The 17434-nt window shown below is 67.3% G+C and carries 20 protein-coding genes and 1 pseudogene; 8 read left to right on the forward strand and 13 right to left on the reverse strand.

Going from position 1 to position 17434, the window contains the following annotated elements; translation table 11 throughout:
• Positions 1-55 precede the first annotated feature (55 nt).
• Together OWC43_RS01855 and OWC43_RS01860 are read right to left on the reverse strand one after the other, a co-directional pair.
• Positions 56-475, reverse strand: coding sequence for an FKBP-type peptidyl-prolyl cis-trans isomerase (locus OWC43_RS01855; RefSeq protein ID WP_137829337.1), 420 nt, complete (start codon positions 473-475; stop codon positions 56-58).
• A 166-nt stretch (positions 476-641) separates the two neighbouring features.
• The gene (locus OWC43_RS01860; RefSeq protein ID WP_137829336.1) at positions 642-1103 is read right to left on the reverse strand and encodes a hypothetical protein; all 462 of its coding nucleotides are present in this window, start codon (positions 1101-1103) and stop codon (positions 642-644) included.
• Between the two features lie 347 nt (positions 1104-1450).
• Between OWC43_RS01860 and OWC43_RS01865 the strand changes: the two genes are divergently transcribed.
• Positions 1451-2671 carry a CaiB/BaiF CoA transferase family protein gene (locus OWC43_RS01865; RefSeq protein WP_393955482.1) on the forward strand — a complete coding sequence of 407 codons (1221 nt, stop codon included), beginning with the start codon at positions 1451-1453 and terminating at the stop codon, positions 2669-2671.
• A gap of 147 nt (positions 2672-2818) precedes the next feature.
• Complete coding sequence (locus OWC43_RS01870; RefSeq protein ID WP_393955483.1) at positions 2819-3634, forward strand: enoyl-CoA hydratase/isomerase family protein; 816 nt, start codon at positions 2819-2821, stop codon at positions 3632-3634.
• 18 nt (positions 3635-3652) lie between these two features.
• On the opposite strand, the gene OWC43_RS01875 is transcribed toward OWC43_RS01870, so the two are convergent.
• A complete protein-coding gene (locus OWC43_RS01875) occupies positions 3653-4330 on the reverse strand; it encodes a GntR family transcriptional regulator (RefSeq protein ID WP_137829333.1) in 678 nt (225 codons plus the stop codon).
• A 221-nt stretch (positions 4331-4551) separates the two neighbouring features.
• Between OWC43_RS01875 and OWC43_RS01880 the strand changes: the two genes are divergently transcribed.
• Positions 4552-5595 (forward strand): threonine aldolase family protein, encoded by a 1044-nt coding sequence (locus OWC43_RS01880; RefSeq protein ID WP_393955484.1) that lies wholly within the window; start codon positions 4552-4554, stop codon positions 5593-5595.
• Here OWC43_RS01880 and OWC43_RS01885 read toward each other — a convergent pair.
• The 3 genes and pseudogenes from OWC43_RS01885 to OWC43_RS01895 form a co-directional block, all read right to left on the reverse strand.
• A pseudogene (locus OWC43_RS01885) lies at positions 5592-6143 on the reverse strand (Uma2 family endonuclease). The gene OWC43_RS01880 and the pseudogene OWC43_RS01885 sit on opposite strands and share 4 nt — an antisense overlap.
• A gap of 46 nt (positions 6144-6189) precedes the next feature.
• On the reverse strand, positions 6190-6513 hold the full coding sequence (locus OWC43_RS01890; protein ID WP_393955485.1) for a hypothetical protein: 324 nt from the start codon (positions 6511-6513) through the stop codon (positions 6190-6192).
• 96 nt (positions 6514-6609) lie between these two features.
• Entirely contained in the window at positions 6610-7923 is a 1314-nt protein-coding gene (locus tag OWC43_RS01895) for a glycosyltransferase (RefSeq protein ID WP_393955486.1), read from the reverse strand.
• Positions 7924-8508: 585 nt separating this feature from the next.
• On the opposite strand from OWC43_RS01895, the gene cobF reads away from it, so the two are divergent.
• A complete protein-coding gene (gene cobF / locus OWC43_RS01900) occupies positions 8509-9282 on the forward strand; it encodes a precorrin-6A synthase (deacetylating) (RefSeq protein WP_393955487.1) in 774 nt (257 codons plus the stop codon).
• A gap of 401 nt (positions 9283-9683) precedes the next feature.
• Entirely contained in the window at positions 9684-10052 is a 369-nt protein-coding gene (locus tag OWC43_RS01905; protein ID WP_393955488.1) for a hypothetical protein, read from the forward strand.
• 5 nt (positions 10053-10057) lie between these two features.
• On the opposite strand, the gene OWC43_RS01910 is transcribed toward OWC43_RS01905, so the two are convergent.
• The gene (locus OWC43_RS01910) at positions 10058-10597 is read right to left on the reverse strand and encodes a hypothetical protein (RefSeq protein ID WP_393955489.1); all 540 of its coding nucleotides are present in this window, start codon (positions 10595-10597) and stop codon (positions 10058-10060) included.
• 115 nt (positions 10598-10712) lie between these two features.
• On the opposite strand from OWC43_RS01910, the gene OWC43_RS01915 reads away from it, so the two are divergent.
• The 3 genes from OWC43_RS01915 (at position 10713) to OWC43_RS01925 (ending at position 13634) form a co-directional block, all read left to right on the forward strand.
• Positions 10713-12104, forward strand: coding sequence for an aminotransferase (locus OWC43_RS01915; protein ID WP_393955490.1), 1392 nt, complete (start codon positions 10713-10715; stop codon positions 12102-12104).
• 351 nt (positions 12105-12455) lie between these two features.
• Positions 12456-12671, forward strand: a complete 216-nt coding sequence (locus tag OWC43_RS01920) for a hypothetical protein (RefSeq protein ID WP_137829324.1) — start codon at positions 12456-12458, stop codon at positions 12669-12671.
• A gap of 45 nt (positions 12672-12716) precedes the next feature.
• A complete protein-coding gene (locus OWC43_RS01925) occupies positions 12717-13634 on the forward strand; it encodes a metallophosphoesterase (protein ID WP_393955491.1) in 918 nt (305 codons plus the stop codon).
• Positions 13635-13637: 3 nt separating this feature from the next.
• Here OWC43_RS01925 and OWC43_RS01930 read toward each other — a convergent pair whose 3' ends face one another.
• The 6 genes from OWC43_RS01930 to OWC43_RS01955 all read right to left on the reverse strand — a co-directional run bounded on the left by OWC43_RS01930 (position 13638) and on the right by OWC43_RS01955 (position 17248).
• The gene (locus OWC43_RS01930; protein ID WP_393955492.1) at positions 13638-13913 is read right to left on the reverse strand and encodes a hypothetical protein; all 276 of its coding nucleotides are present in this window, start codon (positions 13911-13913) and stop codon (positions 13638-13640) included.
• A 10-nt stretch (positions 13914-13923) separates the two neighbouring features.
• Positions 13924-14136: a hypothetical protein gene (locus OWC43_RS01935; protein ID WP_137829321.1), complete on the reverse strand. Its 213-nt coding sequence runs from the start codon at positions 14134-14136 to the stop codon at positions 13924-13926.
• Between the two features lie 120 nt (positions 14137-14256).
• Positions 14257-15204, reverse strand: coding sequence for a DNA-3-methyladenine glycosylase family protein (locus OWC43_RS01940; RefSeq protein ID WP_393958470.1), 948 nt, complete (start codon positions 15202-15204; stop codon positions 14257-14259).
• 21 nt (positions 15205-15225) lie between these two features.
• A complete protein-coding gene (locus OWC43_RS01945; protein WP_393955493.1) occupies positions 15226-15513 on the reverse strand; it encodes a hypothetical protein in 288 nt (95 codons plus the stop codon).
• Positions 15514-15652: 139 nt separating this feature from the next.
• Positions 15653-16813 carry a ribonuclease D gene (rnd, locus tag OWC43_RS01950; protein ID WP_393955495.1) on the reverse strand — a complete coding sequence of 387 codons (1161 nt, stop codon included), beginning with the start codon at positions 16811-16813 and terminating at the stop codon, positions 15653-15655.
• Positions 16814-16885: 72 nt separating this feature from the next.
• Positions 16886-17248, reverse strand: coding sequence for a hypothetical protein (locus OWC43_RS01955; protein WP_393955497.1), 363 nt, complete (start codon positions 17246-17248; stop codon positions 16886-16888).
• Positions 17249-17434: the final 186 nt, after the last annotated feature.

The following is a 17434-nucleotide window of genomic DNA, read 5'->3' on the forward strand; positions in this document are numbered from 1 at the left end:
CCCCGGATCCGGTGATCCTGATGAGGCTCGCCCTGAAACGGGCGGACGAACCGGTTTAGCGCGAGCCGATCAGCTCGACGTCGAAGATCAATGTGGCGTTCGGCGGGATGACCCCACCCGCGCCGCGGGCGCCGTAGCCCAGCTCCGGCGGGATCGTCAGGATGCGACGACCGCCGGCCTTCATGGTGGCAACGCCCTCGTCCCAGCCGCGGATCACCTGGCCCGCGCCGATCTTGAAGCTGAAGGGCTGGCCGCGATCGCGGGAGGAGTCGAACTTTTTGCCCTGCTTGCCGCCGCCGGCATCGAGCCAGCCGGTATAGTGCACCGTGACCTGCTGACCGGTCTGCGGCTCGGGGCCGGTGCCGACGACTTCGTCGACATAGGAGAGGCCCGAAGGCAGGGTGACGGGCTGGGCGGAGGCGGCTGCGGTCATGGCGAGGGCGATGGCTCCGGCGATGGGAAGGATCGAACGCATGGATCTCTTCTCGACGCGTCGTTCGTGACGACGGGCCGGCGGGTTACCATGCCGCCGCGCCGAAGGCGAATGCGGGCCTGCGAGCGCCGCTCCCCCAGCTGTCTACTCGAAGAGGGCGCCTCCGACGGGGACGCGCCACAGGGTTCAGACCGTTTCGATCCGCTGCTCAGTAGCGGGCCGTGATGGCGCTTCGTTCCGCGATGCAGGCACCGGCGGCCGGGCCGACCACGAGATCGCCCTGCCGGGGGTTGTTGAGAGCGAGCGGCGCGGTGTCCTTCCGGCCGATGAAGCCGCCGCCGAGCTGCTCTTCGAAGAAGCCGTCACCGAATTGAATGTAGCATCGGTCGATGACCGCCACGGTGCCGTAGCTCGCCCGGAAGGCCGCATTTTCCGGCCCCGCCGCCGGGCCGCAGGTGAGCGCCACATCGATCCGGCCGGATTGGTGGAAGCGGATCGCCTGTGAACGGTGCGGGCGCACCGCGACCCAGGGACCGCCGTCGCGGCTGACGAGGGCCGTGTAGCCGGATCGATTGATGATCTGGCGGGTGCATCCGGCCTCGGCCGTATGGGCGGAAACGAAGCCTCCGATGAGGACCGCGAGGCCGAACGCCCCTCTCACCCCGTACATTCGTCGTCTCCTCGTCGCCCGGCTCTCACCGGCATCTTACAGTCACGCTCGCAGCGTCAACCGTTTGCAGGTGCACGGCGTTCCCCTCCATCACCACCGTCGCTTCGGTATGGAGAACGGAGTCCTGGGGGCGAGCCTGACGCGGCGCATCGCATGCAAACCAGGTTGCGACCGGACGACCCGCTTCATAAACTCAATTCATAATTCATCTGCCCGGAGCGTTGCGGGCAGCGCGAGCGCCACCGGTCGCCGTGCATGGGAGGATCCGAGATGGACCAGAGCCTGGGGCGAGAGGCGGATTCGGCCGTTCCTGTGCACGTTGCTGATCGGACAGGCTGAGGCGCGCGATGGATCATCCGCATCGCTCGGGACCGCTGACCGGTCTCCGCGTCGTCGAACTCGCTCACATCATGGCCGGGCCGGTCTGCGGACTGATGCTCGGCGACATGGGAGCCGAGGTGATCAAGGTCGAGAAAATCGACGGCGGCGACGACACGCGACGCTCGGTTCCTCCCGCCTTAGCCGGCGAGAGCGCCGCCTACATGATGATGAATCGCGGCAAGCGCGGACTCAGCCTCGACCTCAAGAGCCCGGACGGAAAGGCCGTGCTGCGGCGTCTGCTGGCGGATGCCGATGTCCTCATCGAGAACTACCGGGCCGGGACGATGGAGCGGCTGGGCCTCGGTTACGATGTACTCAAAGCCGAATTCCCGGCCTTGATCTATTGTTCGCTCTCGGGGTTCGGCCGGTCCGGACCCTATGCCGAGCGGCCGGGGTTCGATCTCGTGGCGCAGGGCATGAGTGGTCTCATGAGCGTCACCGGTGAGGGGCCCGGTCGCCCGCCGATGAAGTGCGGCCCCCCGGTCACCGACATCACCGCCGGCATCCTCGCGGCGATGGGCGTGCTCGCGGCCTATGTGCATCGCCTCAAGACGGGGCAGGGCCAGGTGGTCGACACCTCCCTGTTCGAGGCCGGCATCACCCTGACCTACTGGCAATCGGCCATCGCCATGGCCACCGGCGCGGCACCGGGACCGATGGGCTCGGCCCATCCCCTCAACGCTCCCTACGAAGCCTTCGAGACGGCCGACGGCTGGATCACCATCGGCGCCGCCAACCAGACCAATTGGCTGCGGTTGCTGACGGTGTTGGGTGCCGAGCATCTGGCCGACGATCCGCGTTTCTCGGCCAATCGCGATCGGATGGAGAACCGCACGGCTCTGGCTGCGGCGCTGGCGCCGTATTTTCGGCACGCCACCTCCGCCGACTGGCTGGCACGCTTGGAAGCGGGGGGCGTGCCCGCCGGGCCGGTGCTCGACGTGCTGGCGATGCAGACGGACCCTCAGGCGCGGGCGCGGGAGATGGTGGTCGCGGTCGATCACGCCCGCGCGGGCCGGATGGAGACGCTCGGTTTGCCGGTCAAATTTTCCGAGACCCCCGGCCGCGTGCACGGACCGGCCCCGCTGCTCGGCGAGCACAGCCGTGCGATCCTGGCCGACGCGGGTTACGCTGCGGCGGAAATCGACGACTTGATCGCCCGGGGTATCGTGGGCGAGACGAGGGTCTGACCGATCATGTCGGGTCGCGGGGGAAGGATCGTTGACCCCCGTTCCACGCACCCGTCGGATGATCACCGCTCGGCGCTCGCGGGGGCCAGGAGACGATGCGGCAGGATCATCGTCCTCTAAATGACCGGACGTTTCAGGAGCTGTTCGATGAGCATCGCCGCCGAGGCCGCACCGACCGATGAACTCCTGTTCTCGATCGACGACGCCGGGATCGCCCGCATCACCCTCAATCGGCCGCAGGCGCGCAATGCGCTGACCTTCGCGATGTATGAGGGGTTGGTCGATCTCTGCGGGCGGATCGAGTCCGACCGCTCGGTCAAGGCGGTGATCCTCACCGGCGCGGGCGATAAGGCCTTCGCGGCCGGGACCGATATCGGCCAGTTCCGTGATTTCCGCACGGCTGAGGAAGCGCTCGGCTATGAGCGCTTCATGGATCGGGTCCTGGGCAGCCTGGAGCGGCTGCGCGTGCCGACGATCGCCGCGGTGGCGGGTGCGTGTACCGGCGGCGGCATGGCCATCGCCGCCGCCTGCGACATGCGGATCGCCTCGCAGGACGCCCGTTTCGGTATCCCGATCGCGCGGACGCTGGGAAATTGCCTGTCGCAATCGACCCTGCGGCGGCTGTCGGGTCTGATCGGAGCGCCGCGGGTCAAGGATATCCTGTTCACTGCCCGCCTCGTCGGCGCTGAGGAGGCGCGGGCGATCGGCTTCGCCAACGAGGTGGTGGCCGATGCCGCCGCCGTACAGGCCCGCGCCAGCGAACTCGCCACGTTGCTCGCGAGCCATGCCCCGCTCACGCTACAGGCGACGAAAGAGGGGCTGCGCCGGCTCTCTGAGCAGGCCGGGGAGGGGCCGGCTGCATCGGGCGACGATCTGATCGTGCTCTGCTACACCAGCGAGGATTTTCGCGAGGGAATGGACGCGTTCCTGTCCAAGCGTCCGCCTTCATTCAAGGGGCGGTGAGGGCGGTCGAACGGTCTTTCAACCGTCCTCCTCGCCGTACATCGCCGCGATCACCGGCTTCTTCGAGCGGATGTGGTGGCGCATCACGGCGGCGAGCGCGTCTCCGTCGCGGGCGCGCAGATACCGGATCATCTGCTCGTGCTCATCGACGGCCTGGGACCATTGTTCGTCCGTCTGATGAGCGGTGTAGCGCGTGCGCTGGATGCGGCCGGTGAGGCCGATATAGAGGCTGCGCAGCTTGGTGTTGCGGCTCGCCAGCATGATCGCTTCGTGGATCTCGCGGTTGAGCCGGAAATAGGGCGCCTCGTCACGGGCTTTCCAGGCCTCGATCATCGCGTCGTGCTTCACGCCGATCGCCTCGATCTCCGCATCGCTGATGACCCGGCACGCGATGTCGCAAGCGGTGGCTTCCAGGCCGGCGACGATCTCGATCATCTCTTCCAGTTCGGTGCGCGAGATGCTGGCGACGCGTGCGCCCCTGTTCGGAAGCAACTCCAGCAAGCCTTCGGTGGCGAGGATCTTGATCGCCTCGCGGAGGGGCGTGCGCGAGATGCCAAATCGCTCTGTCAATTCGCTCTCGTTGACTCGCGCGCGTGGCTCCAGCTCGCCGTCATTGATCAATTCGCGCATGCGATCCGCCACCTCGTCGTGGAGGTATCGACGGCTGATCCCGATACTGGGCTCAATTCTATTCATCGAGCAGTCAAATCATTCTTGAAGCGAGACATCCCGTCTCAAGGTCTAAGGATAGGCTCGTCCGATGTCGAGGCAGTGCCCACCTCCCGACTTCGTGAGCCGGTTGAAAACTTGGTCGACCATCTTGAACCATGCCTGAGAACGAGCTTGGCACGGTTTGTATTTTTCATGCAATATCGTTCCGAGGCCTCCTGCACCCGGTGCCGAGACACAGATTTCCGATGATCGACCTGTTCAGCGATACCCAGACCCGGCCGACGCCGGGCATGCGCGAGGCCATGGCGCGGGCCGAGGTCGGTGACGAACAATCGGGCTCGGACCCGAGCACCAACGCGCTGTGCGAGCGCGTGGCAGCGATGCTGGGACTGGAAGCTGGGGTGTTCATGCCATCCGGGACGATGTGCAACCTCGCCTCGATCCTGGTTCATACGCGCCGGGGCGACGAGATCATCGTCGACGACCAGTCCCACATCTACAACACCGAGGCCGCGGGCGCGGCGACCCTCGGCGGCGTCTCGGTGCGCGCCCTCCCGACGCGGGTCGGGCTGTTCACGGCCGAGGCTGTCGCGGCCGCGATCCGCGCGCCGCAGCGCACGGCACCGCGTTCGTCGCTCGTCTCGATCGAGCAAACCACCAGTTTCTCCGGCGGCACGGTCTGGGATCTCGCCGAGATGCGCCGCATCCGCGACGTCGCGCAGGCGCGCGGGCTGGTGGCGCATATCGACGGGGCACGTCTCCTCAACGCCGTCGCCGCCACCGGCATCCCGGCGGCCGACTACGCTCGCGGCTTCGACAGCGCCTGGATCGACCTCAGCAAGGGTCTGGGCTGCCCGGTCGGTGCGGTTCTGTGCGGGTCTTCCGCCTTCGTCGAGGCGGCGTGGCAGTGGAAGTACCGGCTCGGGGGCGCCATGCGCCAGTCGGGCGTGCTCGCGGCTGCCGGGCTCTACGCCCTCGATCACCACCTGGATCGGCTCGCGCAGGACAATGCCAACGCGGCTCGGCTCCATCGCGCCGTCGCCGACCTGCCGGGCCTCGGTTTCGATCCGACGGCGGGGCAGTCGAATATCCTCTACTTCTCGGTCGAGGGCCTTGGAATCACGGCCGCCGCGTTCGCCGCTGCCTGTCTCGAAGAGGGTGTGCGCGTGCGGGCGCTCGGCACCCATCATATCCGCGCCACCACCCATCTCGATGTGAGCGAGACCGAGATCGAGCAGGCGTCCGAGGTTCTGCGGGCAACGGCACTCGCCTTCGCGGCGCGCGATTAACCGTCGAACAGGGTGGCTAGGGGCAGGCCCAGGCCCGGCGGGTCGAGATCCACCATTCCGCCGGCGGCGATCCGGGTCTCGATCAAGTCATCGGCGGCGCGGCGGTGATGGGTGATCGTGCGCCGCTTGGGATCGACGATCAGGTAATGCATCACGCTCGGCAGACGAAAATAGCCGTCGAGCTTGATTCCGTTGTCGATCCCCTTCGTGCGGGGCGACAGAACTTCGACGACGATCAACGGCGCGGGGACGGCAATCGCGTCGGGATCGAGAGGTTCACCGCAATACACGAGCGCATCCGGCTCGAAGACCGTTCCGTCATCGATCCTAACGGACAAACCGTCGGGCAACATGCGGCACGGGAGGTCGCCGACCCGTGCCGCAGACCTCAGCGCCAATTGCACGGCGAACTTGATTTCCGCGTGCCGAACACGCTCCGGCGACTTCGCCACGACCTCCCCGTCGAGGAGCTCATGGCGTCCCGGCTGTCCCTCGGCTCAGGCCAGGAACGCGTCGACATTCATGCCGGGCTTGCCCTGGACGCTCATAGGCGTAACCCTTTCACGGGACCCCTAGGTCGCGACGGCGAAATCGCTACGGCTGGAGTGCCTTGACCTCGCACTGCGCGTAGTCGGAACTCGCCTTCACATAGGCGTTCAGCCGTTGCAGATAGGCCTCCGCGAGCGGCCGGAACGCCTGAGCCTGGGCATTATAGGCCTTCACGGCATCGTTGTAGGTATAGGCTTCCCAGCCGGGGCATCCCCCCTTGGCATCGAGGCAAGCGGGTTTGTCCGGACGCTTGGGCTTCTCGGGGCGCGCCTCGGCGGGGGGCGGAGCCGGCGGCGTGCAGGGAGCGGCCAGGGCCGGATCGACGAACAGGCCGAACAGGCAGAGCGCCGCGCATCTCGGAAGCGTCATCATCGCCCTCTCCCCACCCATCCATAGTCGCCGCCGCTTTTCCCGAGCCGGGGGAAGTGCGTCAAGGAAACGGTTCGGGATCCTGCCCACGTCGTTTCAGGCGGCAGGGATCGGTCGATCCCGGAGTTGCGCGCGGGCGAGGGCGTCGATCCGCGCGGCGGCGAGGCTCACGCCGGGGTCTCCGGCCAAGCGCTGAGCGACTGCTGCCGCGGCCTCCGCCAAGCCCGGATCGGACACAGCGCGGGAAATCCGCCCGGCGAGATCCTCGGCGCCGACCTGCCGCAAGGGAACGGGCACCTCGCTCGCGCCGAGGCCTGCGACGCGCCGGCCCCAGAAGACCTGATCACCCCATTGCGGAAGGATCACGCTCGGGCGCCCGGTCTGCAGGGCCGCCGCCAGGGTCGAGGGATCGCCGTGATGCACCGCAGCGGCGGTGCGGGGGAGCAACAGCGGGGGATCGATCGCCTCGCTCCAGGCTAGGTTCGGCGATGGGCGCAGGGGAGGAGTGAATTCTCCCGGTGCGGTCCTCAGGATCGCCCGCCCGCCCCAGCGCTCAAGGGCCGATTCGATGACCGCGCGGCGGCTCTCGGCACCCCAACCCATCGGCCGGAGATCGACGTAGATCGGCGGCGGTCCGGCGGCGAGGAAGGCCTCGATCGGGTCCGGTAGCCGCGCATCCGGATGGGGCGACGCCTGCCAGAACCCGGTCATGAGGACGGGTACGGGCCAGTCGCCGGGATCGGGGCTCAGCACGGGGCTCCAGGCGGCGACGTGATGCAGACCGGCGAGATCGGCCGTCATCGGGTTGCCGAAGGCGCTCGCGGATGAGTGACCGCCGTGGCGCCGACGGATCTCGGCGAAGGAGCGTCGCCCGAACCACGACAGGAGGCGGAAGGCCTCGTAGCTGAGGCGGTTCTCGATCCGGCCGCGATCATGGCCGCCGAACAGGGCGGCCGACATGGTCCGGGTCGGCAGCATGGGATGGCGCATCACCCGTACGGCGGGCAAGCCGGCCTCGCGGGCGAGCGGCCCGACGAAGAAGGCCAGCGGATCGAACACGACGATGTCCGCGCCGCGCATCTCGATGAGACTCGTCTCGATCAGCGCCGTGAGACGGTCCTGGAGCGCGCGGCGCAAGGCACCGAGCAGCGGCAGATTCGCGAGCAGGGCGGCGGGCTCGGTCCGGCGGATGAGTTCGAAGCGCGGATCGTCCAGTACCTGTCGAAAGCCGTCCCCCGCCTCGATCGCCTCCAGTCCGGACGCCCGGATGCGCCCGTGCGGATCGCGCGTGGTGACGACGCGGACCTCGTGGCCACGTTCCACCAGCGCCTGACCCAGGATGCAGAACGGAGGCAGATCGTCGCCCGTGCCGAGGGTGATGATGACGGTGCGTGGAATGCGACCGATCACGGAAGGTCCGATCTTGTGAGGACTGCGACGGAAGCCGTGACGCCGTGGTCGTCGTTTCGTGCTGTCACGGTCCGACGGGCTGGGCGGGATGAAAATCCGGCACGGATCACGAGCGCGTCGCTGCGTCGTCAAAGAAACGTGTCGCGCGCACGGAGTGCAGCATCCGGATGCAACCCACGTCCTCCGTGCGCGTTCAGCAGTCCCGGAACGGAGATTGACCAGTCATGGGGTTGTTAAGTCTCTGTTAAGGACGTTTCGCCCGCTGGAGCGTTGGATTGCGTGAGTTACGGTGACGAAACGCACCGCGCCATCCCGGCGAAACAGATTAGGAGTTACTTAACGGTTGTGGCGGCCGAGCGGGCCCGCCGACGGAGATAAGCGATGAGCCAGCGCATCGAAGACATCAAGTTCATGGCGACGATGTCTTTCGTCACCCTCTTCGGCACCTGCCTGACCGCCCTGTTCGGCTGAAGCCTCACGTCGCGCACTCCCTTCTTAGGGCAAATCCGTTAAGAAGCCGCTTCCATCGCTCCCGTTCTGAGGGGGCCTTTCCGGGGACGGGATGTCTCCGTGTAGGACGCGGTCGTGCGAACCATCCAAGTCATCGGCATCGGTACCGGCAATCCGGAGCACCTGACCATTCAGGGCATCCGTGCCCTCAACGCGACCGACGTCGTTTTCGCGCTGGACAAGGGCGAGGCCAAAGCCGGCCTCAACGCCGTGCGCCGGACGATCTGTCAGCTCTACGCCGAGCGGCCCAGTTGCCGCTTCGTCGAGGCGCCCGATCCCGAGCGCGACCGCCGACCGACCGATTACGGCGCTGCCGTCGATGACTGGCACGCGGCGCGGGCGGCGCTCTACGAGGACATGATCGCGACCCATCTGGGCGAGGACCAGACCGGCGCCTTCCTAGTCTGGGGTGATCCCGCGCTCTACGACAGCACGCTGCGAATCTTGGAGCGCGTGAGCGCGCGCGGACGCGTCGCCTTCACGGTGTCGGTGGTGCCCGGAATCACCTCCGTGCAGGCACTCGCCGCGAGTCACCGCATCCCGCTCCACCGCATCGGCGAGCCCGTACAGATCACCACCGGGCGGCGGCTGCGCGACGAAGGCGGAGCCGTTACCGGCGCGACGGTCGTGATGCTGGACGGTGATCCCACCTTCGACGAACTCGATCCCGATCTCGTGATCTACTGGGGCGCGTATCTCGGAACGCCGGACGAGCTTCTATCGACCGGGCGTATCGGCGACGTGGCGGAAAGCATCCGTGTCATGCGCGCCGAGGCCCGAGAGCGGCACGGCTGGATCATGGATATCTATCTGCTGATGCCGCAGGAGCGACAAGGCCGCCGCGCGTGAGGCGGCAAGATCCGCTCGACCGAGCGCGATCATATTCGCGATGCGCAGCAAGTCTCGGTGGATTGGCCAAGAAAAAACGGGCCGGACCATTGTCCGACCCGCTGAAAGGTTCCGGCCGATGCACAAGGGGAATGCGGGGAGGACCAGATGGCCGGGTTGAGAGCCTAACGACCGGCCCCGGTCAGGGTTCCGTTTTTGGCTTCGGAACGGCCCGCTTTTTTCGGGCGCGAGGCATTTCTGCAACGTCCCGAATGGCCTCTCCGCGGTGCCGCAGCGCCGAATCACGCGGACCAAAGCGCAGGTAATACTGTTCTGCATCGGAGCGGCACAGTGAAGGAACCAGCCAACTCGCTGCCGCGTTGTGCCGATATCCTGTCAAGCTCCCCTCGGAGATCGCAAAGATGCTTCGGCCCGGCTTCGTTCTCTGCGTGACTGGTCCTGCTGCGATCCTGACCCTGCTCACGTTGCCGCTCGTTCGCTACGGCGCCGATGCCATGGCCGCGCCCGCTCCGGCGCCTCGCATCGCTCTCGAAGCGCCGGTCGCTTCGCCCCTGCCGGGCCTGCGTCCTTACAACACCGCCATCAGCCCGATCCACGTCGCCACGGCGCCCCGCCCGGTCCACCAGCTCCAGCCGGTGGCACCGACCCGCGCGGTGGAGGAGATCCCGGTCAAGCCGCGTCGTCTGACGCGCGAGGGATGCGAGACGCCGATCAGTTCGCTCGCGGGGCCGGAGGCCCGTCGCATGGTGCCGGGCCGCTGCATGGCCTGAGCGGCTCAGGCGGAGCCGCGCACCTTCTCGACATCCGCCGTGAGTCCGGCCGGCGTCATGCGCTCGCGGGCCACCAGTCGATCTCCGGGGCCGAACGACCCCAGCGGCACGTCCCGATCCGGCAGCACTACCGTCGTGACAGCGCCAGTGTGGACCAGCACATAGCGCTGAAGTGGTAGGGACGCCGCCGCCCACCGCCGAAGCTGATCGTGATAGGGCGCCCGCTTCCAGGAATTGGCCTGCCCCGGATCGACCTGCACATTCATGAAGCGGGTGACGGGGTCCAGGCTCAGCACCATCTTGGCCCGATCCGGACGCCATTCCGGACCCATCCACTGCTCCGTCATCCAGAGGCAGTGGAAGGCACGGCAATGGTCGGGCCGTTGCGCGTGGATACCGCAACCGCTGCCCGCCTTCAGGTGCTTGCACCAGCGCCCGGCGGGACTTTCCACCGCCGGCACCTCGTAGACCTTGCAGCACAGGGTGCACGGGCCGCATGCGCGGCCCGGGGCGGGCTTGGCGATGACGGTGGCGGGATCGAGCATCGGCGAAACGTTCCGGGCGGCCTGCGCGGGTGCAATGCCTTCCTGCGCAGGATTGCGGTCGTTAGTGTGGCGGTGTGCCGGCCATTCCCGTCGGCGAAGCCGATGATCCGCCGCCATGCTGTCGAACATCGCCGCCCGCGACGTCGAGACCCTGATCCATCCCTACACCAACCTCTCCACCTTCCGAGAGACGGGCCCGCTGGTATTGGAGCGCGGACACGGCGTCTGGGTCTACGATTCCGATGGGCGACCCTATCTCGAAGGCATGGCCGGGCTGTGGTGCACCGCGCTCGGCTACGGCAACGAGGAGCTGGTCGAGGCGGCGTCCGAGCAGATGGGCAAGCTCCCCTTCGCCCATCTCTTCTCCGGTCGCAGCCACGATCCGGCGATCGAGCTGGCCGAGACGCTCAAGGAATTGATGCCGGTCCCGACTTCGAAGATCTTCTTCACGTCGTCGGGGTCGGAGGCCAACGATGCGCAGATCAAGCTTCTCTGGTACATGAACAATGCCCTCGGGCGTCCGCGGAAGAAGAAGATCATCGGCCGCCGCAAGGGCTATCACGGCGTCACGGTCGCCACCGCGTCGCTGACCGGGTTGCCAGCCAATCACGCCGACTGGGATCTGCCGATCCCCGGCTTCCTCCACGCCGCCTGTCCGCATCATTATCGCGGCGCCGAGCCCGGCGAGAGCGAGCAGGCCTATTCCGAGCGCCTTGCGGCCGAACTGGAGGCGCAGATCCTCGCCGAGGATCCGGAGACGGTCGCGGCATTCTTCGTCGAGCCGGTGATGGGAGCGGGTGGTGCGATCGTGCCGCCGGCCGGATATTTCGCGGCGATTCAGCCGGTGTTGGACCGCTACGACGTGCGGCTCATCGCCGACGAGGTGATCTGCGGCTTCGGTCGCCTCGGTACATGGTTCGGCTCCGAAGCGCTCGGCATCCGCCCCCATACCCTGTCCTTCGCCAAGGCGCTGACCTCCGGCTATCTGCCGCTCGGCGGCATCAGCATCGACGAACCGCTCTATCGCGCGATGCTGGACGAGAGCGCCAAGCTCGGCGGCTTCGGCCACGGCACGACCTATTCGGGTCATCCGGTCGCCTGTGCGGTGGCGAACCGCGCCCTCCACATCTACCGGCGCGATCGCATCGTCGAGCGCGCGGCGGAGAAGGCGCCGCATTTCCAGGCGCGGCTCTCGGAATTGGCCGATCATCCCCTCGTCGGCGAGGCGCGGGGACTCGGCCTGATCGGGGGTGTCGAACTCGTCGCCGACAAGGTCGACAAACGACAATACCCGCCCAAGGCCGGGGTCGCGGCCCGGTGTGTCGCCTTCGCCCAAGACGAAGGACTGATCGTTCGCTTCCTGATGGGTGACCGTGTCGCGGTCTGCCCGCCGCTCGTCATCGAACGCGATGAGATCGACACGCTGTTCGAGCGGTTGCGCCGCGCCCTCGACCGCACCGCGGCCTGGATCGCTCAGGAAGGGCTCGAGCCGATGCCGGCAGTCTGAGATGATGAATTTTGAATACGCGGGCTGGCGGAGAGTACGGGCGAAGCAGCCTTCTCATCCAACACATCTTTGCTGAATGCGCTGCAAGATACGGGATGTTGCACAGCAGTATCGGTGAGCGGAAAACGTGTGGCATCGAGGCTGCTCATTTCGGCATCGTGCCCGAAAAGCAGCCTTATCGGAAACCTTAAGCTTCCGTTCAGGTGAACGGTTCGATCAATGTGGCATAGCCGACTTCGCAATCTCGCCATCAAGCGATTGTTGAGTGGGCGGCGTCCGGCCCCAAGCCGGACGGAGATCGAACCGAAACGCCCCGCCGGGTCGTCCCGCCACCGAACCAGGACAGGATCCATGTACGCCCCCAGCCGCACCTCGACGTTCGCGATACAGCCGGGCAGTGCCGCCCGCGTGTCGGTGTCCGAGGATCGCGAGAGCTTCCGTCCCGTCGCCCTGCCGGCGCTCGCCGCCGCCATGCAGGTCAATGCTGCCGCCACCGCGTCGGCCCGCGCGGAAGCCGCCGCCCGGCAGAAGTTTCGGTTCGTCCACGAGGACGAACCCGTAGAATAAGGGGCTGGGACTTGACGTGGCCGCCGGAGCGATAGCTCTGGCGGCATGCTCATCCTCCCCACACGCAGGCAGGTCCTGACAGGTTTGGGCGCTTCGGTGCTCGGCCTCGGCGCATCGACGGGCGCCTACGCTTTCGCGATCGAGCCGCGTTTCCGGCTCGTGGTTACCCCCTATTCGCTGACGCCGCCGGGCTGGACCCCGGGACTGACCCTCCGCGTGGCGGTGATCGCGGACATCCATGTCTGCGAGCCGTGGATGCCGCTCGGCCGGGTGGCCGAGATCGTGGACGCGACCAATGCCCTCGCTCCCGATCTCGTCCTACTGCTCGGTGATTATCCGGCATCCCGCACGGTCGCATGGCACAAGGTGCCGCTGCCCGATCTCGTCCGGTTGTTCGATGGCCTGAAATCGCCGTTGGGCACTTACGCGGTGCTCGGCAACCACGATTGGTGGGATGACCGGGCGGCGATGGTCGCGCGGCGTGGGCCGGTCGAATCGCATCGGCTGCTGGAGGCGCGGGGCATCCCGGTACTGGACAACGACGCGCGACGGCTCACGAAGGACGGGCACCCGTTCTGGCTTGCCGGTCTGGGCGACCAGGAGCCCTTCCTGCCCCTTGGTGATCCTCGCAGCCTTGCCGACATTCCGGGAACCTTGGCCCGAGTCACCGACGACGCGCCCGTCCTGTTGATGGCGCACGAGCCCGACATTTTCCCGAAGGTGCCGCGCCGGGTATCCCTGACGCTGTCGGGTCACACCCATGGTGGGCAGATCCGCATGTTCGGGATCTCGCCCGCCCTCCTCGGATCATCGCGGGAGCGCTACGCTTACGGCCACGTCGTGGAGGATGGGCGTCACCTGATCGTTTCGGGCGGTCTCGGCGTCAGCAAGGTAGCGGTGCGGTTCGGAGTCCCCCCGGAGATCGTGCTCCTGACGCTCGGGCAAGCATCGCCGACCGCCTGACCCTCACGGTTCGACGGCATCGAGATCGCGCAGGCCCGCCCAGGTCTTCCAGTCGCCCCAGGCCTCATTGAGCGCGGTGATCGCGCCCGCGCGGTCCTCGGCGACGCCGCCGCGCCGGAAGGGCAGGCCGCCGATGTCGAGGTTCATGCCCCAGGACCATTGCTCGGATCCGGGCCGGGCGCTGATGCAGTCGATGCGCCCGACGATGAGCGCACCGCTCGTGGCGAAGTAAGTTTCCCGCGGGTGGTCCTTCAGTCGCGTGTAGACGAGGGCCGCCATGACATCGGGTTCAGCGTCGTGCGGTCGGCGGGACGTGCAGGAAGCTGCGTTCGCCGGTAGCCGCCTCGGCGACGTGCTGGATCGTGTCGAGGAGCTGCGCGATCGGTCGGGGCGCTTCCGGTGGGGCCAGCAAATGCGGGGCGACGCGGCGACCGGCGGTGCGGCCGGCGACGATCTGCGCCTCGCTGAGGACGTCGAAACTCCGGCCGGCTCGTCGGGTCATGGCTCCTCCTGGGCTCGGCAGAATGTGCCCGATTTTTGGTAAACAGCGCGTTAATTCACGCAGCGCCGGACCGGCCTCCGAGCCCGGGAGGAGCCCGCTAACTCACTGTGAAAACAAGATCTATCGGAGCGCCTGACGCGATGCGCCGCGCCTCTCCGCATCCTCCGCCCAGAGGTGGAGCGCGGCGTAGGCCCGCCAGGGCCGCCAGGCTTGCGAGCGGGCCAGTATTGCGGTCCGACTCGGACGACCCTGGCCGCCATCGAGCGCCCGCATCAACCCGATATCGCCCGGAGGAAAGGCATCGGCCTGACCGAGCGCCCGCATGGCGACGTAGTGGGCTGTCCATGGGCCGATGCCGGGCAGCGCCGTCAGCCGCGCGACGCTCTCGTCCAGGCCGAGCCCGATCGCGAACAGGTCGGGCGCATGAAGGAAGGCTGAGGCGAGCGATTGGATCGCCCGTCCGCGGGCGCGCGGCATGTTGAGCCTCAACGAGATGTCCGCCTCCACGAGCTGGCCCGGCTCGGGAAAGACATGCGTCAGACCGGCCACGGCCATGGCGGCCGGGAGTGGCGTGCCGAAGGCGGAAACGAGACGCCCCGCCAGTTGGGTCGCCGCCGCGACCGAGACCTGCTGACCCAGAATCGCCCGAACCGTGAGTTCGAACGGATCGAATGCACCCGGAATCCGCAATCCCGGCCGCCGCTGTACGAGCTCGGCCATGAAGGGATCGTGGCTCAGGCCAGCGGCGATGGATTCGGGATCGGCATCGAGGTCGAACATTGTCCGAAGGCGCGTCTGCATCGCTCCCCGAATACCGGAAGCCCCTCGTGGCGCATCGAGCCAAACGTGAAGGGCCGTCTCATCCTCAGCGGGTGCGACCCGTAGAATGACGATGTCATCGCCGGTCCGGACCGTTCGGGCGTAAGCCTCCGCCGTGACCGTCTCGATGCCGGGCGTCGCGTGATCCGCGAGGAAAGCTGTCAGCCGGGCCCAATCGAAGGGCGCCCGGAAGGGGAGGGCGTGATCCGGCCGGCGCAACGGGTGAGGCAATCGATCCGTCACTGTCAGAGGACGGTTCTCTGGCAGAACTCACACGCGGGCAACCGGCTCGGTCGCCTCGAACTCCGCAGTGTCGCCGACGAGATCCGTGATCGAGATGGCAACGGTGCGGCCATTCTTCAGGGTCAGCACCGAATCCGGCACGAGCCAGATCGGACGCAGCGCGGCATAAGTTCCAATCAGCGTCCCATACGCGGTCACCGAGCCGGATCGGCGCTCGATGACGAGCTTGTAGCGCACCTTGGCCGGCGCCGTGCCCTCGGCCGAGACGGTGCCCCGTCCGCTGGCGACCTGGAGGACTTCGTTCGGCTCGAACATGGACGCGTGCCGCTACGCCAAAACGGGATCATGAGGCAAGATGAATTGCCTGTTGATCCCGGGTTACGGCATCGCATCCCCGCCGCCAAGGGCTCGACGCGCCGTCATCCGCGTTTTCCGGTCATGTCGCGTCCGGTTGTCACGGCTGAGGCACGTCTCGAACCACCACCCGGCCGCGCTCGACGGAGAGCGCCATGCGACCGGCCTTGAGCGCCAGCGCCTTCTCGCCGAACAGGCCGCGGCGCCAGCCTTGCAGCACAGGAGTGTCCTCGGTGCCATCCTCCGCCAAAGCTTCGAGGTCGTCGACCGTGGCAATGATCTTGGGCGCGACGCCCTCCGCTTCGGCCACCGCCTTGAGCAGAACCTTCAGAAGATCGATGAGCGCACCGTTGTTGCCGCCGCGCGTGCGGACGCGCTCCGGCATCGCGATCTGCGAGGGATCGCGGGCGAAGCCGCGCTCCACCGCGGCGAGGATTTCGCCGCCGGTGCGGGACCGTTCGAAACCGGCCGGAATGGTGCGCAGACGCCCGAGCGCCTCGACGCTGCGAGGCGCAGCCGTCGCGATGTCGATGACCGCCTCGTCCTTGAGGATGCGCCCCCGCGGCACGTTGCGGCTCTGCGCCTCGGCCTCGCGCCAGCCCGCGACTTCCATCAGAACGGCGATCTCGCGGGGCTTGCGCATGCGGCCCGAGAGCCGTTTCCAGGCGAAGGCCGGATCGGCCCGGTAGGTTTCCGGGGAGGTCAACACCGCCATCTCTTCGTCGAGCCACAATCCGCGATCCGTGCGCAGCAGCTCGGCGGCGAGCACTTGGTAGATCGTAACGAGATGGGTCACGTCGGACAGCGCGTAGGCGAGCTGCGCCTCGGAAAGCGGGCGGCGCGACCAGTCCGTGAAGCGCGAGGACTTGTCGATGCGAGCCTTGGCGACGTCGTTGACGAGCTGTTCGTAGGAGACCGAGTCGCCGTAGCCGCAGACCATCGCGGCGACCTGGGTGTCGAAGAACGGATGCGGCAACAGCCCACCCATCAGCCAGATGATCTCAAGGTCCTGACGCGCCGAATGAAACACCTTCACCGTGCTCTCATCCGCCATCAGGTCGATGAACGGCTGAAGATCGATGCCCGGCGCCAGCGGATCGACCAGGCAAGCCGTACCGTCCGGCCCTGCCATCTGGATCAGGCAGAGTTTCGGATAGTAGGTCGTCTCGCGCATGAACTCCGTATCGACCGTGACGAACGGCTGTTCGGCGAGGCGGGCGCAGGTTTCGGCAAGGGCCTGGGTGGTGGCGATCAGTTCCATCGCTTGGCTATACCGAACCTCCGGGCCGGCCGCGAGACGACGTTAAGCTGATTTTCCAGGCCGAGAGCGTCTTCATGCGGCCCGTCGGACGCCGCGCGGATATGCGGCGCGTCTTTGCGCGTCGGCTCGCGCGAGAAGCCAGTCGAGGATGCCGGTCTCGATCCGCTGACCCGTCTTCACGTCGACGAGACGACGGATGCGGTCGGCACGCAGGCCGCGATAGAGCCCGTGCGCTCTGTCGGTGCCGCCGAGGAGCGTCCTGCCGGGCCCGAGCTTGAGTTCGCGCGCGTCGAGAATGCGGGTCGTCCAGGCGCCGCGGGCATCCTCGTAGACGACCTCGAAACGGCCGGCGAGCGGGATGACCTGCCACGCGGAACGAGCCGCCGCCGGCGGCCTCGTCCGATGAGAAAAGCTGTGGAAATCCATGAGCTTCATATGGGATCGGGGGGGGGGCCGAGCAAGCGTGGCAGGTGCCGTCGGGATCCCCCCATGCCCACCGCTTCGTGCGGGGGATTCGCGCGCATTTGCGCTTCGAAATCGTCACCGAACCAAGCTAAGGTCACGCTTGTTGAAGAAGGCTCCCGTCCTCGCCGGTGCGAGGCGGGGCCGATGAGAGGCGAT

This window comes from Methylorubrum sp. POS3, assembly GCF_043352485.1.
Lineage (GTDB): Bacteria > Pseudomonadota > Alphaproteobacteria > Rhizobiales > Beijerinckiaceae > Methylobacterium > Methylobacterium suomiense.